Raw genomic sequence first — 14,396 nt, 5'->3', positions numbered from 1 at the left:
TATTTCTGAATGAAATGTCGTCTTTTTGATGAATTCTCTTTTGGCCCTCAGAAAAGCTATGTTTTTCAGTGGCCTCCAAATGCCGCGGGTCTTTTTAATTGAGCCCTGTTACCTTTAGTAAAATATACTGTTCAGAATTCGGTCCATCGCTTACAATAAAGCTCTGACATTGTGGGGGCGGCCACCCTCCTTCTCCGCCTCCAGGTTGTGCAGCGCCGGTTCAGGGACAATGGATCTTTTGAGCCCTCTTCTTAATTAATTTGTACACTCTGGCTTCATAGGGACGGATTGTTTTTTTCTGTTCACTCTCCCCCTCCGGCAGCCCCTCATAATTGCCGATTAACAGCTCTCCCGCATCGTATGCAAGCTGATCCGGCCACTCAAATTCAACGGTGTCATGGCCAAAGTTCAAAACGACCAGCAGACATTCCTCAGCAAGTGTCCGTGTATAGACATACAATTCCAGGTCCTCCGGCAGCAGAAGTGTGTATTCCCCGTAAACCATCACTTTATGCTGCTTGCGCAGGGCGAGCAGCTTACGGTAATGGTGGTATATAGAGCTAGGGTCCTTGAGAGCCGCTTCAACATTGATCTCTCTGTAGTTATCATTGACCTTCATCCAGGGCTTGCTATCCGAAAATCCCGCATGCTCGCTGGCATCCCATTGCATGGGAGTTCGGGCGTTATCCCGGCTTTTCGCATAGATTGCGGCCATGATTTTGTCCTCAGGCACCTGCTGCATTTGCGACAGCTTATAGAAATTCAGCGTCTCGATATCCTTGTAGTCTTGAATATGCTTGAAGGAAGCATTGGTCATGCCGATTTCTTCCCCTTGATAAATATAAGGGGTACCCTCAAGGGTCAGCAAAAACGTAGCCAGCATCTTCGCGGATTCCACCCGGTATTCTTTGTCATTACCGAAACGGGACACCTGGCGCGGCTGATCATGGTTGCCCAAATAGTTGGCGTTCCAGCCCTTATTATGCAGCGTAGTCTGCCAGTGGGCCATAATTTTTTTCAGCTCCGGCAGCGTCCACGAACGGGTTTCCCATCTGGAGGTGCCGGTCGATGGAGAATCCAGCGTCATGTGCTCAAACTGAAATACCATATTGAGCTCATGCCGCTCGTTCCCCACATACTCCAATGCCTGTTCCGGTCCAAGACCCGAAGTCTCCCCTACGGTCATAATATCGGATTCCATCAATACCTCTTCATTCAGCTTGCGCAGCAAGTCGTGAACATGCTCCAAATTCGAAAAAAACTGATTAGCCTGAACTACTTCCAAATGATTAGGATTCTCCGCATCCGGAAGTCCTTTAGCCTTGACGATATGCGCAATGGCGTCAAAGCGGAAGCCGTCGACTCCTTTTTTCAGCCACCAGCGGATCATTTTGTACAGCTCCTGAATCATTTCTTCGTTTTTCCAGTTCAAGTCAGGCTGGTATTTGGAATAAAGATGCAAGTAATACTGCCCTGTTTTTTCATCAAGCTGCCAAACCGAGCCGCCAAAATAAGACTCCCAGTTGTTGGGGGGAAGCCCGTTTTTTCCATCATGCCAAATATAATAATCCCGTTTCGGACTGGACTTGGAGGATCTGGATTCGATGAACCAGGGATGCTCGTCGGAGGTATGATTCAATACAAGATCCATCATGATTTTAAGCCCCCTGTCATGCGCTTCCTTCAGCAGCTCATCGAAATCATCCATCGTGCCGAATTGCGGTTTGATCGCATAATAATCGCTGATGTCATAACCGTTATCCTGGCCGGGGGACTGATAAATGGGACAAATCCAGATCACATCTACACCCAGATCCTTCAAATAATCCAGTTTCGAGATAATCCCGCGCAGATCGCCGATACCGTCTCCATTGGAATCTTTAAAGCTAATGGGGTAGATTTCATATACAACGGCTTCTTTCCACCACTTTTTATTCTTTATTGCTTCCTCCTGCCGGACAACCTCTTTTTCTTCTAATGTCGCCACTGCCCTTACCTCCCTGAAATGAAGGAAATTTTGTCATCCACCATCTGCGAACATGCTCTGCCTCCTGCAAAGCTTTTCACTCATTTTGCCCATAAGAAAAACGTCTATTCGACGTAATTCACAGAAGACAGACCACATCTAGCAGTAGTTTTTCTTGCGATTAAAGAAAGCTTCAGCTTCGCTGAAAACTTATACTTTCTTTAATCTAAAAAAAATCCCTTCCATGTAAACTGCGTTTCTGACACAGTCGCACGGAAGGGATCATACCTGTCCAATTCGGGTTCTATAATATTATTGGGAAAGACGGATCGCAAGCTCATACAGATCCATGTTAAATGGTTTTTTTGTATTGACTACTGTATTAATATCGGTGGCAACAAGTTCGCCTTTGATAATACCGCATGCCTTATCGGATAGTCCTTCAATCAGTTGACGCACCGCAAAATCGCCAAGTCTGCTGGCCAGATTACGGTCAAATGCCGTAGGCGTGCCTCCGCGCTGAATATGGCCCAGCACCGTTACACGCGGATCGTTCGTCGGGAAGCGTTTGACGAGCTCTGCCGCCACATCTTCCCCTTTACCCACACCTTCGGCGACGATAATAATACTATGTCTTTTGCCATGAGCGAAGTTTTGCTTCATCCGTTCTGCCACTTCGTCCATATTGAATTCAACCTCAGGAACCAGAATTGTCTCAGCCCCGGAAGCCAGTCCGGCATGAAGGGCAATATCGCCGCAATGGCGGCCCATTACTTCCACGATAGAAGAACGCTCATGGGAGGACATGGTGTCCCGCAGCTTGTTGATGGCATCCACAACGACGCTGACCGCCGTGTCAAAACCGATCGTATAATCCGTAAAAGAAATGTCGTTATCAATCGTGCCCGGCAGCCCCATCGTTTTGATGCCTTGCTGGCTCAGCTTGTTCGCTCCCTGGTAGGAACCATCACCGCCGATGACGATAAGCCCGTCAATACCACGGTCGCGCAAAATTTGCGCACCCTTCTGTTGCCCTTCCAACGTTCTGAACTCCTTGCAGCGCGCCGATTGCAGCACCGTTCCGCCCCGATGGATGATATCGCCCACACTGCGCAAATCCATCTGGAAAATGTCATCGTTCAGCAGGCCGTGATAGCCGCGCTGTACGCCGTACACTTCCAATCCGAAATACAGACCGCTGCGCACGACGGCACGAACGGCCGCGTTCATTCCCTGAGAGTCTCCACCACTCGTTAATACTGCGATTTTCTTAACTGCTGTCATGTTCATTTCCTCCTACATTCTCTCATAATTGCCTTCGAATCCAACGACTGTTCACGAAAAAGAACAACCGCATCAGCGGGCTTTTCTTCATTAAAACCTTTGAGACACGACGGACCTCCTGCTGCTCGCTGACCTTCGGATCGGATAAATATAACGCGAGCAGACCCTCGATAATCATCCGGTGGAAGGAGCTTTCAGGTATTGAGGACACATCCGTCCGCGCCCGGTTTACAATGAACACGATCCGGTCAAGCATCGTTTCCGTGTCTTCGTAGTAGTTGCAAAAGTTCAAATCCCCGCCTATACGGTCTTCGTGTTGGTCGATCAGATAATCCAGCAATATATGCAGACCGCAGACATGCGGAAAATACGACCGGTGAATTGCAGCTGCCCGCGAATCGGTCAGATTTGGGGCACTGGCAGCCAGAAACAGCATAAACACGCCTAGCGTTGAGCCCGTCGCCGCCGCAAATTCATTCCATCGCAATTCCGGTGTCCGCTCTTTATGAAGGTTCCACCAATCCATTAATGCTGCTTCCCGGAGCTCCGGCTTGATATGCTTGTATACCTGCAGATCGGTATAAAGCCTTGCCAGATCAAGAATATAAGGCATAGCAGCTTCATAGCCCGGAAGCTTGCATATGCATGACTGACAAGTCTCCACCAGGTGAAGCAGGTATCCTCCATCTTCCTGTTCTTCCCGCAAAGCATAATAATGAACAGGTTCCGCCGCCGGATTAACCGCATCGAGCATGGACTGGTGCAGCAGTCTGAAATCTTCCGGGTCCAAAGACCTGCTTCGGTCGCACAAATTATCGAGATAGTCACTGATCGTCTGATAAGCGACGATCAGCTGAATCAGCGTATGGCGGGCCGGCAGGTTAACCGCCGCATAGACCGCACCGCCGATACAGTGAAACGCCTTGCCTGATATACTTGCAAGCGCCTGCTTCTTTAGTTCGATATCCGGAATTTGTTCAGCCCTCTGGCGCCAATATTCCAGGGTACGCTGTGTCTCGGGAAGGATGTATCTGTACATACGGTTCATCAACCCCAAGGGACCGCGCGGAGCCTGAAACTGTCTTAGCTCAATATCATTCAAATGACGGTGCCTCCACATTTGTCTACGTTTTTCGCAACCTATCCAAACAAACTTATTATAATATGATCGCCAAGTTTGCACAAATAAAGAAAGTCACTTTTCGACAGGCTCCGAACACTTATCCCGAGCGCCACCCATGGATGCGCTCTTCCATTTCGTTCAGCCACAGCCATGATGATCAGCCCCTGCTGTTTATAGTCATTATGTATATTTAACACCAGTCAAATCTGCGGAAGCAAAAAAGCGCAGCTCCCCATGGGAAAACTGCGCTTTTATGACGTTCAGCCGAACTTTATAAGAGATCCGTTGCCGGAAATGTTCTTACAATTTAGTTACGTTAGCTGCTTGAGGTCCACGGTTACCTTCCGTGATTTCGAATTCAACTTCTTGACCTTCGTCCAAAGTCTTGAAGCCATCGCCTTGGATTGCGGAGAAATGTACGAAAACGTCTTCGCCGCCTTCAGTGGAGATAAAGCCATAGCCTTTCTCTGCATTAAACCATTTAACTGTACCCTTCAAGTGAACAACCTCCTAAAAATACCGCCATCTATGGCGAATATCCATATTATACTCCAACATTTTCAACATTGCAATTGATGTTTTGGCTACTGGGATGATTTGTTTTTCCCTGCCGTCTGCGGTATTATGGACCAAAACACTTACGGAGATATGCATATGATGAAAAAGCATGAAATATACAAAAAAGACAAGTGGAACATGATGACAGTCGAAGTTCAGGGCCGCTACATTGTCCTGCGGGAAATTTCCGACGACTGGGGAGAGGAAGCGCATACTTTTCTGAGCCGCCCTGCCCTGATGCAGTGGGCCAACAACCGCTTCCCGAAGGAAGAGTTTCAAGGCAACGAGGAAGAATGGGAGCGAATCATGAACGCTTTTAAGCAGGTGTAAGACGCCGATGGATACGAGCAGCTCCATCATTTTTATTATCCTTTCCTTTACCCTGGGAGCCGTGCTTCTGATGATGCGTGACAGCATCCCCGCCCAGTTGAAGAAGTGGATGGCCCTGACAGCTGTCGTTATGATCTGTTTTGCCTTTTTCCTTATAGTATACGGTTTGATGCTGGGTGGTTCCAGCTAAAAGCAGCAATTTATATTTGCTTCCCCCTGAGGCCATACTATGACTTACATGTCATGGTAAAAGGAGGATGCATATGGTGCGGTCTGCCAAACCCCTAGCCATCCTGCTCGCCATCAGCCTGCTTTCTCCGCTGGTGCCTGCAGATGCCAAAACCGAAACCCGAACATTGCTGATGAAAGAACAAAGGAGGCCCTATATGAGTAAAGTACTGAAACGCGAGGAAGTAGCACAGGAACACAGCTGGAAGCTGGAAGATCTGTTCCCAAATCAGCAGGCCTGGGACAAGGAATACGAGGAAATCAAGCAGTTAACAAAGAAAGCCTCCTCCTTCCAGGGCAAGCTGGATCATGCCGAGGCGGTTCGCGACTGCTTCAAGCTGGAGGATGAATTATCACTGAAAACGGAACGGGTATATGTATTTGCCCATCTCCATCATGATGAAGATACTGCAGAGCCTACATACCAGGCTTTGTCGCAAAAAGCGAAAAAGCTCAGCGTGGAAGTCAGCGAAGCGCTCTCTTTTATTACTCCCGAAATTTTATCCCTGCCTGAAAACAAGCTGGATGAGTTCATTGCCTCCCCTGAGCTTGCCCCTTATAAATTCACGCTACAGGAGATGAAACGGGAAAAGGCGCATATTCTGAGCAAGTCCGAGGAAGCGCTGCTGGCCCAGGTCGGCAATCTTTCGCAGGCCCCGCAAACGATCTTCGGTATGCTCAATAATGCGGATATGAAGTTTCCGCGCATCAAGGATGAGAACGGTAACGAGGTTGAACTGACGCATGGAAGTTACATCCAGTTCCTGGAGAGCCCCAACCGCGAGGTGCGCCAGCGGGCCTTTAAAGCGGTATACGATACGTATGCTGCCAATAAAAATACGATCGCGGCCGCGCTCAGCGCCAATGTAACCAAGAACATTTTTTATTCCCGGGTCCGCAAATACCCTTCCGTGCTGGAAATGTCCCTCTATGGCGACAACATTCCGAAGGAAGTGTATACGAACCTGGTCGACACGATCCATGAAAGTCTTCCTCTGCTGCACCGCTACATGAAGCTGAGAAAAAAGCTGCTTGGTGTAGATGAGCTTCATATGTACGATTTGTTCGCCCCGCTGGTGGATGAATACAAAATGGATATCACCTATGATGAAGCCAAGGATACTACGCTGGAAGGGCTCAAGCCTCTGGGTGACGATTATCTGGCCACGCTGAAAAAAGGCTATACCGAGCGCTGGATCGACGTATATGAGAACGAGAACAAACGCACAGGCGCCTACAGTTGGGGAGCTTATGGCACCCATCCCTATGTGCTGCTGAACCATAAGGACAATCTGAACAGCATGTTTACGCTGGCACATGAAATGGGCCACGCGCTGCATTCCTACTATTCGGATAACGCGCTGCCTTACCGTGACGCCCAGTATACGATTTTCCTCGCAGAGGTGGCTTCAACGACGAATGAGGCCTTGCTGATGGATTACTTGCTGAAAAAATCACAGGATCCGAAGGAAAAGATGTATCTGCTCACCTATTATGCCGACCAGTTCCGTACAACGGTATTCCGGCAAACGATGTTTGCCGAGTTCGAGAAGATCATTCATGAACGGGCGGAACAGGGCGAATCCTTGACTCCGCAGCTGCTGTCGGATATCTATTATGACCTGAACGTAAAGTATCATGGGGCGGATATGCATGTGGATAAAGATATCGCCATGGAATGGGCGCGTATCCCGCATTTTTACAACAGCTTCTATGTGTACAAATATGCGACCGGATTCTCTGCGGCCACGAGCTTTTCCAAGCAGATTCTGGAGGAAGGGCAGCCGGCGGTGGACCGTTATCTCGGCTTCCTCAAAAGCGGGGGCAGTGATTACTCTATCAATATTCTGAAAAAAGCGGGCGTCGACATGTCTTCGCCACAGCCGATCCGCGAGGCTATGAGTGTATTTAAGGAATTGATCGAAGAAATGGAAAAGCTGTCCTGAGCAAAACGGATGTCTGCATCACCGAGATCCATAAAAACCTGTCGAATATTGGCTTTCATAAAATCCCTTGCCTTACCGGACAAGGGATTTTATACTTATTACGCCAAGGAGGTGGCCCTGATGAAATTACAATGGTCTCTGATTTCCGCACTGATTATCGCTTTGCTTACAGCAATTTTCGCCGTTATCAACGTCAAAGCGGTTCAGGTTAATCTGCTGTTCCAGGTTGTCGAAATTCCACTTATTTTGTTGATTTTAGGCTGCACACTGCTCGGAGGCTTGATCGTATTCTCCCTGGGCATGTTCCGCCAATTTAAGCTGCAGCGTGAGATTAAACGCCTCAAACGCCAATTGGAGCTCCTGCAGCAGCCAGCGGCCCAGGCTGCCGGAACAGAACAATTGAGGAATACGTCCGGGGAGACCCAAGAAGCCGCCACTGCCGACGCAGCTTCCGTCAAGGATGTCTGACCGGTTGTCCAAATAAGGAGGAAATCTGCATTCATGAATATTCAACCGAATGAAGAATACATTATATCTCTGCTCAAGAAGCTGCTGGACACTCCTAGCCCGAGCGGATACACACATGGAGTGATGGAGATTGTGCGCAAGGAAGCGGACAATCTCGGGTTCCCGGTGCAATGGAATGCCAAAGGCGGCGCCATCATTACGCTGAAGGGCGAAGATGCGGATAACACGATTGCGCTGAGCGCTCATGTGGATACGCTCGGCGCGATGGTACGTTCAGTGACGAGCCAGGGAACGCTGCGCATCACTTCTGTCGGCGGGTTCATGATGAACAGCATTGAGAATGAATACTGTCAAATCCATACCCGGAACGGAAAAATCTACACTGGCACCATTCTGTCAGCCCATCCCTCCGTTCACGTCTATGCGGATGCGCGCACCTTTGAGCGCCAAGAAAGCAACATGGAAGTACGGATTGATGAATTGGTGGAAAGCAAAGAGGATGTCCTGAAGCTGGGCATTGGTGTGGGGGATTTCATCTCTTTCGACGCCCGTGCGATCGTGACGCCAAGCGGATATATTAAATCACGTCATCTGGACGATAAGGCCAGCGTTGCGGCACTCTTCGGGCTGCTGGAATCATGCCGACGCGAGCAATGGACGCCGAAGCGTGATGTCAAGCTGCTGATTTCCAATTATGAGGAAGTCGGTCACGGCGCAGCCTATATCCCTGCTGACATCCGTGAGATGATTGCGGTAGATATGGGCGCGATCGGCGATGATCTGAGCTGCAAGGAGACGGACGTTTCCATTTGCGCCAAGGACTCGTCCGGCCCATATGACTATGACATGACGAGCCGGCTGATCGAGCTGGCCCATCAGCTTGCGATCCCTCACGCCGTCGATATTTATCCGCAGTACGGCTCGGATGCGTCCGCAGCGCTCAAGGGTGGCAGCAACATCCGCGCCGCACTGGTTGGTCCAGGGGTGCATGCCTCCCATGCGATGGAGCGCACCCATAAGCAGGCGGTGCTGAATACTTCCCGCCTGCTTGCTGCTTATATCCTGACTTAATGCAATATGCATTATGGCCAAAAGGCCTCCCGGAACCGCAATCATGCGGTCTTCCAGGAGGCCTTGGTACTGTGGCCCTACTTATGAACCCTTGCTTTGCTCGATTTTTTCAGCCAATTCGTTCAGATAGGTCCAGCGTTCCAGCAAATGCTCCAGCTCCTGCTCCGCTTCAGCCTGTTGGGCCGTCAACTCCTGCAGACGGGCCGAATCGCTGAACGCCTGCTCCATGTCCACAGCGATCCGGGCGAGGCGCTGTTCCGCCTTCTCTATCATTTCATCGATCTGCTCATATTCCCTCTGCTCTTTATAGCTGAATTTCAGCCTTTCTTTCGCCGGGGCCTTCACAGTGTCCACAGCCTTCTCCGCTTGACCGTTCCGTGCCCCTGATGGTGCAGATGCCTGCTGCTTATCCGGCGCATTGCGGGCGATCCATTCGGCATATTCGCTATAGTTGCCTACATGCACTCGAACCTGGCCGCCGCCCTCGAAGGCAAATATTTTGTCTGCCGTGCGGTCCAGAAAGAAGCGGTCATGGGAAACCGAAATGACCACGCCCGGAAAATCGTCCAGATAGTCCTCTAACACACCCAGCGTCTGAATATCCAGATCATTTGTCGGCTCATCCAGTAGCAGCACATTGGGCGCTTCCATCAGTACACGCAGCAGGTACAAGCGGCGCTTCTCTCCTCCGGATAAGCGGGAAATCATGGACCACTGCATATTCGGCGGGAACAGGAAGCGCTCCAGCATTTGCGCAGCTGTAATGGTACTGCCGTCATCAGTGCGGATGACCTCCGCCCCTTCCTTGATATATTCAATCACCCGCTGATTCGGGTTCATCTCCTGATGCTCCTGGGTGAAATAACCCAGCTTCACCGTAGCTCCCAGCACAACCTGTCCGCGGTCAGGCTCAATTCGGCCGGCAATCATATTCAGCAGGGTGGACTTGCCGCTTCCGTTCGGCCCAACGATGCCGATCCGGTCGCCGGGCACCGCCGTGTAATTCAAATGCTCAATCAACGTGCGGCCCTCAACCGATTGGGACAGACCGTCGATCTCCAGTATTTTTTTGCCCAGCCGGGTTGAAGCGACAGACATATCCATATTGCCTCCGCGCTGCTCAGGCTGCTCCTCCATCAGCTTTTCGAATCGCTCGATTCTCGCCTTCTGTTTCGTGGAGCGTGCTTTGGCGCCGCGCCGGATCCAGGCAAGCTCATTGCGCAGCAGGATTTGCCGCTTCTGCTCGGAGGCGGCTTTCCTTTCCTCGCGCTCAGCCTTCAGCTCCAAAAATCTGCTGTAATTGGCTTCGTACCGGAACAAGCGGCCATGGTCCAGCTCCAGCATGACGGTAGCCACCCGGTCCAGGAAGTAACGGTCATGGGTAATCATCAGCAGAGCGCCGCGTCTTTTCTGCAAATACTGCTCCAGCCATGCAACGGAATCATTGTCGATATGGTTGGTCGGCTCATCCAGGATCAGCAGCTCGCAGGGCTGAATCAGTGCTGCCGCCAGTGCCACCCGTTTGCGCTGTCCGCCGGAGAGCATGCCCATTTTGGTATCAAACTGGGTAATGCCCAGTTTCGTAAGCACACTCTTGGCATCACTCTCCAGCTGCCATGCCCCCAGCGCATCCATCTGCTGATTGGCCAACAACAACCGTTTCTGAAGCTCTTCGCTGCCCGGATTCAGCTCCAGCAGCTCCATAATCTCCATGTATTCCCTTACGGCCTTCATTTCCGGAAGCATCCCTTGAAAGATCTGCTGCAGCACCGTCACATCCGGGTCGAAATCGGGATTTTGCGCCAAATATTGAATCCGGACATCGTTATTGACGGCAATCTGCCCGCTGTCCGGCACATCAAGCCCTGCGATGATCCGCAAAAAGGTCGATTTTCCCGTACCGTTGACACCCACGACCCCGATTTTGTCGCGTTCATCCATGCCAAAGGAAGCTTCCTTGAACAGTATTTTTTCCCCATAACTCTTTGAAAGATTTTCAACCGTTAATATATTCATCTATATATACCTGCTTTTCTAGTTTATTCGCTTTGGTCAGGAGACCAGTTGCACGACAGCTTCCTTTTATCTTACCACATGAGGCGAGCTTCACGTGAGCTCATTGAACAAACGTATATCACAACTTTTTACAACGAGTGTGAAACTAAACAAGCTGACGTCGATAAGTTTCGGCGCCAGCTTGCACATTAGGTTCTTCTTTTAGTGTTTACGAAGTTTAAGTTGACCTTAAAGATTAAGGAACGTTCTATGCAGATAATCTTTTTAAAGCCTCGCTTCTCTCGGACCATAATAATGGGGTTATTTCGTACTGAAGACATGCTTGAACTATATTCTTAATTCCTTTAGTATCACGGTCGTTTAAAAAGGCGAATAAACGAGAGTCTGGTTTTCTATTAAGTCTTACATCTTCCCATTGCTTCTGTTTCGACAGGGAATGCCCGTTTTAAATCAAAACCTTCACGGTAAATATGTAAATGAGGACAAGGAATAATCATACCATCTGGGTTTTGATGTTCTGGTCCTTCAAGGTCTAGTCGTATGAGAGGGATGTTTTTTTTGTACCTTGTTTGAAAAGTTGCTTGAAATACATCAATCCTGCCTCTCCGGATATCAACTATAAATTCTCCCTCAACACTATTCGCAATTAATTGAGTCTTTTCTCCTAAACTAGGAATGGCAACGGAATTATATTGTTGTAAATACTTTATCAATTCGATAAGTTCATCTGCCTCTTTTTGGCTTAACATGACTTACCCCTAAATTAGTATTTATCATTAGGTATATAATACTATAGATTCATGACAAATTATACCTTTAAATACGTGAGGAAAATTGAAATTTCACAAGTACTTTGTGTATCTACAACAAAAAAAGGCTTCACATAAGATTAAACAAGCTGGCGCCGCTTTAAGGACACCAGCCTAAAAAATTGAAAGTTAACTACTTAGCCGAGCATTTCTTATATTTAATCTCCATTGGCTGCATGCAATGTTTCTTTACATCCACAGATATCCCAAGGCCAAAGCGACCGCTCCGCCTGCTGCGGAACTGGTTATATTCACGGCATCATTGCTCATCCACGACCATCCCCGCGCCTTCTCCGTAGGTTGGCCGCAATGGCTGCCAACCTCCACTTCTCGTCCGCAAACCCGGCAGCGGCTCATGTACTGTACCGTCGCTCCAAGATACGAATCGGCAAAAGCACCTGCCGCACCTGAAACGCCTCCAGACACAATCCACGTCCACCAGGGGAGCGTGCTCCCGCCAAGGATAGATTGGAACAGCCAGGCGCTCAAACCAATCAGAGCCCCGCCCGCCACGGCCGCGCATGTCCCCAAAACGGATACTCCGCCGGAGGTTCCAGGTGGAAGCGGGCGCCCGTTCAGCACGGAACGCGGAGCCTGACGGCTCAGGCTGCCAATCTCGGTTGCCCACGTATCCGCGGTGACCGTCGCCATGACGCCGACAAAAAGATAGATCCACGCCGGGTGCGGCCATACCGCATAGCCTGCACACAGCAGCATGCCAAGCCCGCCGTTGGCAAACACCTGGCCGGCATCCCTATTGCCCGTTTTGGCATAGGATTTCTCAAGCTCCGCCTTACGCTCCTGCTTGTACCGTGAAAGCAGCGTTGACGTGATAAAAAATACTAGCAATATACCAAACCAGAACAAATCACCGGCGCCGTAATAGATCGTTCCCATTATGAAAGCCGCTGCAAAACCGGACAAAGTCAGTGATTTCTTCCTGAATGCGGCCCCTCCAACAAGAAGGGCTCCTGCCGCTCCAATCAACCAGTCCACCATGTACCCTCCCGTCAAATCCATCCACGCCTGCCATGACCTTTTCGCAGGCTCTGCTTATGATTATACCATGCTGCCTGTCACCCAGGGAAAACAGGGATTTCAGCAGGAATATGCGGCTCAGAACGCAAAAAGGGGATCCCAGATCAACAGACCTTTTGGGATACCCTGGATTGTGACTGTAGAATAATTCTATTAACCGATTGTGCAAGCTCCCTGTATTTCGTCCGCCCAGCGGAGCTCCAGCACATCGCCTTGGACCACTGGCCCGACCCCCGCCGGAGTTCCAGTAAAGATCAGATCTCCCTTGCCCAGGCCGTAATGGTCGGCAATATAATCCGCAATTTCCTGCAGGGAAAAGATCATGTCCTTCACGTTGCCCCGCTGTACCTCAACCTCATTTTTGCGTAGGGAGAAGTCATGGTTCAGGAGAGCGGCTTCTCCCGCAAATGACAGAAACGGAGTCAGGGGAGCAGAGTTTTTGAAGGCCTTGGCCGCCGTCCAGGGATGGCCTTTTTGCTTGATGACGGTTTGTACATCACGGAGTGTAAAGTCGATGCCAAACGCAAACGCCTCGATGCATTCATCCACTTTCATGCCCCGTTCATAGCTTCGCCCCAGTCTGACAACAAGCTCGGCTTCATAGTGCAGCTCTCCCTGGTCCAAAGGCAACTGAAGCGTTTCACCATTCATGGGCACAACCGCATGAGACGGCTTAAGGAAAATCATCGGTTTTTCAGGCACGGCATTGCCCAGCTCTTCCGCGTGCAGCTTATAATTGCGTCCCACACAGTAAACATTGCGTATTTCTCTGTTCATCGAATCAGCCACCTCTTCACGGTTAATATGGTGTTGCCAATCAAGCTTTTCCTCTTCATCGCCTGCTCCCATGACTCAGGCCGGTTGGTGCAGACCATCAGATCCGGGTGGAGCGAGGCAAGACTGCGTATAATCCCAACCTGATCCACAGTCCAGGCCATTACCGTTACACCCTGCTCCGACATTTCGGCCATCAGCCTGGCATCAATCTTGGGGTAGGCCATGGACAGAAAGGAGCAGCCCAGCGCTGAAAGTCTCCCCGACAGATCTGCTGGCCTGATATCAGTAATGAGGCCAGTGCATAGCTCCGGCATTAGCTCCTTCACTCTGCGCAGAGCCTGCTGGTCGAACGATGTCAATACGATCTCCTGCTCCATATCGCGTGCAACAATCTGACGAAGCACCGCGCTTTCCAGCCCAGGGTACATGTCTCCCGACGTTTTCAGCTCGATATTCAGCCGGACCTTGCCACGGCACAGATCCAGCACCTCAGCCAGTGATGGAATGGGTTCGCTGCGGTAACGCGGGCTTTTCCAGGAGCCTGCGTCCAGCCTGCGAAGCTCGTCCCATGATTTGTCCTTGACCAAACCTGACCCGTTAGTCGTGCGTTCCAAGCTGAAATCGTGGATAACCACAGGCACCTTATCCCGTGATAACTGAACGTCCAGCTCTATCCATTTCACAAACGGAAATGCCATTGCCTGCCTGAATGCAGCCAGCGTATTCTCTGGCGCTGCAAAGGAAGCGCCCCGGTGGGCCACACAGAGGTTATGCATCCCGCT

15 protein-coding genes are annotated in these 14,396 nt (G+C 50.2%); 5 read left to right on the top strand and 10 right to left on the bottom strand.

Going from position 1 to position 14,396, the window contains the following annotated elements; genetic code table 11:
• Positions 1–220: 220 nt before the first annotated feature.
• The 4 genes from ACE41H_RS12100 to ACE41H_RS12085 all read right to left on the bottom strand — a co-directional run bounded on the left by ACE41H_RS12100 (position 221) and on the right by ACE41H_RS12085 (position 4,871).
• The gene (locus ACE41H_RS12100) at positions 221–1,942 is read right to left on the bottom strand and encodes a glycoside hydrolase family 13 protein (RefSeq protein ID WP_375355527.1); all 1,722 of its coding nucleotides are present in this window, start codon (positions 1,940–1,942) and stop codon (positions 221–223) included.
• A gap of 336 nt (positions 1,943–2,278) precedes the next feature.
• Positions 2,279–3,250: a 6-phosphofructokinase gene (gene pfkA / locus ACE41H_RS12095; RefSeq protein WP_375355511.1), complete on the bottom strand. Its 972-nt coding sequence runs from the start codon at positions 3,248–3,250 to the stop codon at positions 2,279–2,281.
• A 22-nt stretch (positions 3,251–3,272) separates the two neighbouring features.
• Positions 3,273–4,298 (bottom strand): tetraprenyl-beta-curcumene synthase family protein, encoded by a 1,026-nt coding sequence (locus ACE41H_RS12090; protein ID WP_375355526.1) that lies wholly within the window; start codon positions 4,296–4,298, stop codon positions 3,273–3,275.
• A gap of 375 nt (positions 4,299–4,673) precedes the next feature.
• A complete protein-coding gene (locus ACE41H_RS12085; RefSeq protein WP_305755326.1) occupies positions 4,674–4,871 on the bottom strand; it encodes a cold shock domain-containing protein in 198 nt (65 codons plus the stop codon).
• A 156-nt stretch (positions 4,872–5,027) separates the two neighbouring features.
• Here ACE41H_RS12085 and ACE41H_RS12080 point away from each other — a divergent pair, with 156 nt between their 5' ends.
• The 5 genes from ACE41H_RS12080 (at position 5,028) to ACE41H_RS12060 (ending at position 8,974) form a co-directional block, all read left to right on the top strand.
• Complete coding sequence (locus ACE41H_RS12080) at positions 5,028–5,261, top strand: hypothetical protein (RefSeq protein WP_375355510.1); 234 nt, start codon at positions 5,028–5,030, stop codon at positions 5,259–5,261.
• A gap of 7 nt (positions 5,262–5,268) precedes the next feature.
• The gene (locus ACE41H_RS12075) at positions 5,269–5,451 is read left to right on the top strand and encodes a hypothetical protein (protein ID WP_375355509.1); all 183 of its coding nucleotides are present in this window, start codon (positions 5,269–5,271) and stop codon (positions 5,449–5,451) included.
• 196 nt (positions 5,452–5,647) lie between these two features.
• Complete coding sequence (gene pepF, locus ACE41H_RS12070; protein ID WP_375355508.1) at positions 5,648–7,435, top strand: oligoendopeptidase F; 1,788 nt, start codon at positions 5,648–5,650, stop codon at positions 7,433–7,435.
• A gap of 120 nt (positions 7,436–7,555) precedes the next feature.
• A complete protein-coding gene (locus ACE41H_RS12065; protein WP_375355507.1) occupies positions 7,556–7,903 on the top strand; it encodes a LapA family protein in 348 nt (115 codons plus the stop codon).
• Between the two features lie 33 nt (positions 7,904–7,936).
• Positions 7,937–8,974 carry a M42 family metallopeptidase gene (locus ACE41H_RS12060; protein ID WP_375355506.1) on the top strand — a complete coding sequence of 346 codons (1,038 nt, stop codon included), beginning with the start codon at positions 7,937–7,939 and terminating at the stop codon, positions 8,972–8,974.
• Positions 8,975–9,055: 81 nt separating this feature from the next.
• On the opposite strand, the gene ACE41H_RS12055 is transcribed toward ACE41H_RS12060, so the two are convergent.
• From ACE41H_RS12055 to ACE41H_RS12030, 6 genes are all read right to left on the bottom strand, one after another.
• Complete coding sequence (locus tag ACE41H_RS12055; RefSeq protein ID WP_375355505.1) at positions 9,056–10,990, bottom strand: ABC-F family ATP-binding cassette domain-containing protein; 1,935 nt, start codon at positions 10,988–10,990, stop codon at positions 9,056–9,058.
• A gap of 247 nt (positions 10,991–11,237) precedes the next feature.
• Positions 11,238–11,423 carry a DUF1829 domain-containing protein gene (locus tag ACE41H_RS12050; RefSeq protein ID WP_375355525.1) on the bottom strand — a complete coding sequence of 62 codons (186 nt, stop codon included), beginning with the start codon at positions 11,421–11,423 and terminating at the stop codon, positions 11,238–11,240.
• Positions 11,386–11,739, bottom strand: a complete 354-nt coding sequence (locus ACE41H_RS12045; RefSeq protein ID WP_375355504.1) for a DUF6978 family protein — start codon at positions 11,737–11,739, stop codon at positions 11,386–11,388. Before ACE41H_RS12045 ends, ACE41H_RS12050 begins: the two co-directional genes overlap by 38 nt.
• Positions 11,740–11,988: 249 nt before the next feature.
• Complete coding sequence (locus ACE41H_RS12040) at positions 11,989–12,795, bottom strand: DUF92 domain-containing protein (RefSeq protein ID WP_375355503.1); 807 nt, start codon at positions 12,793–12,795, stop codon at positions 11,989–11,991.
• Between the two features lie 195 nt (positions 12,796–12,990).
• A complete protein-coding gene (locus tag ACE41H_RS12035) occupies positions 12,991–13,614 on the bottom strand; it encodes a fumarylacetoacetate hydrolase family protein (protein ID WP_375355502.1) in 624 nt (207 codons plus the stop codon).
• A complete protein-coding gene (locus ACE41H_RS12030) occupies positions 13,611–14,390 on the bottom strand; it encodes a glycerophosphodiester phosphodiesterase (protein ID WP_375355501.1) in 780 nt (259 codons plus the stop codon). Before ACE41H_RS12030 ends, ACE41H_RS12035 begins: the two co-directional genes overlap by 4 nt.
• Positions 14,391–14,396: the final 6 nt, after the last annotated feature.

The organism is Paenibacillus enshidis (assembly GCF_042136365.1).
Lineage (GTDB): Bacteria > Bacillota > Bacilli > Paenibacillales > Paenibacillaceae > Paenibacillus > Paenibacillus enshidis.
Note: the sequence above shows the minus strand (reverse complement) of the source record. Positions and strands in the feature narration are given on the sequence as shown.

What these genes read in the sequence shown, in the direction of transcription:
- pfkA (WP_375355511.1), bottom strand. Translation starts at nt 3,250, where the DNA reads ATGACAGCAGTTAAGAAAATCGCAGTATTAACGAGTGGTGGAGACTCT.
- ACE41H_RS12090 (WP_375355526.1), bottom strand. Translation starts at nt 4,298, where the DNA reads ATGAACCGTATGTACAGATACATCCTTCCCGAGACACAGCGTACCCTG.
- ACE41H_RS12080 (WP_375355510.1), top strand. Translation starts at nt 5,028, where the DNA reads ATGATGAAAAAGCATGAAATATACAAAAAAGACAAGTGGAACATGATG.
- ACE41H_RS12075 (WP_375355509.1), top strand. Translation starts at nt 5,269, where the DNA reads ATGGATACGAGCAGCTCCATCATTTTTATTATCCTTTCCTTTACCCTG.
- pepF (WP_375355508.1), top strand. Translation starts at nt 5,648, where the DNA reads ATGAGTAAAGTACTGAAACGCGAGGAAGTAGCACAGGAACACAGCTGG.
- ACE41H_RS12065 (WP_375355507.1), top strand. Translation starts at nt 7,556, where the DNA reads ATGAAATTACAATGGTCTCTGATTTCCGCACTGATTATCGCTTTGCTT.
- ACE41H_RS12060 (WP_375355506.1), top strand. Translation starts at nt 7,937, where the DNA reads ATGAATATTCAACCGAATGAAGAATACATTATATCTCTGCTCAAGAAG.
- ACE41H_RS12055 (WP_375355505.1), bottom strand. Translation starts at nt 10,990, where the DNA reads ATGAATATATTAACGGTTGAAAATCTTTCAAAGAGTTATGGGGAAAAA.
- ACE41H_RS12045 (WP_375355504.1), bottom strand. Translation starts at nt 11,739, where the DNA reads ATGTTAAGCCAAAAAGAGGCAGATGAACTTATCGAATTGATAAAGTAT.
- ACE41H_RS12035 (WP_375355502.1), bottom strand. Translation starts at nt 13,614, where the DNA reads ATGAACAGAGAAATACGCAATGTTTACTGTGTGGGACGCAATTATAAG.
- ACE41H_RS12030 (WP_375355501.1), bottom strand. Translation starts at nt 14,390, where the DNA reads ATGCATAACCTCTGTGTGGCCCACCGGGGCGCTTCCTTTGCAGCGCCA.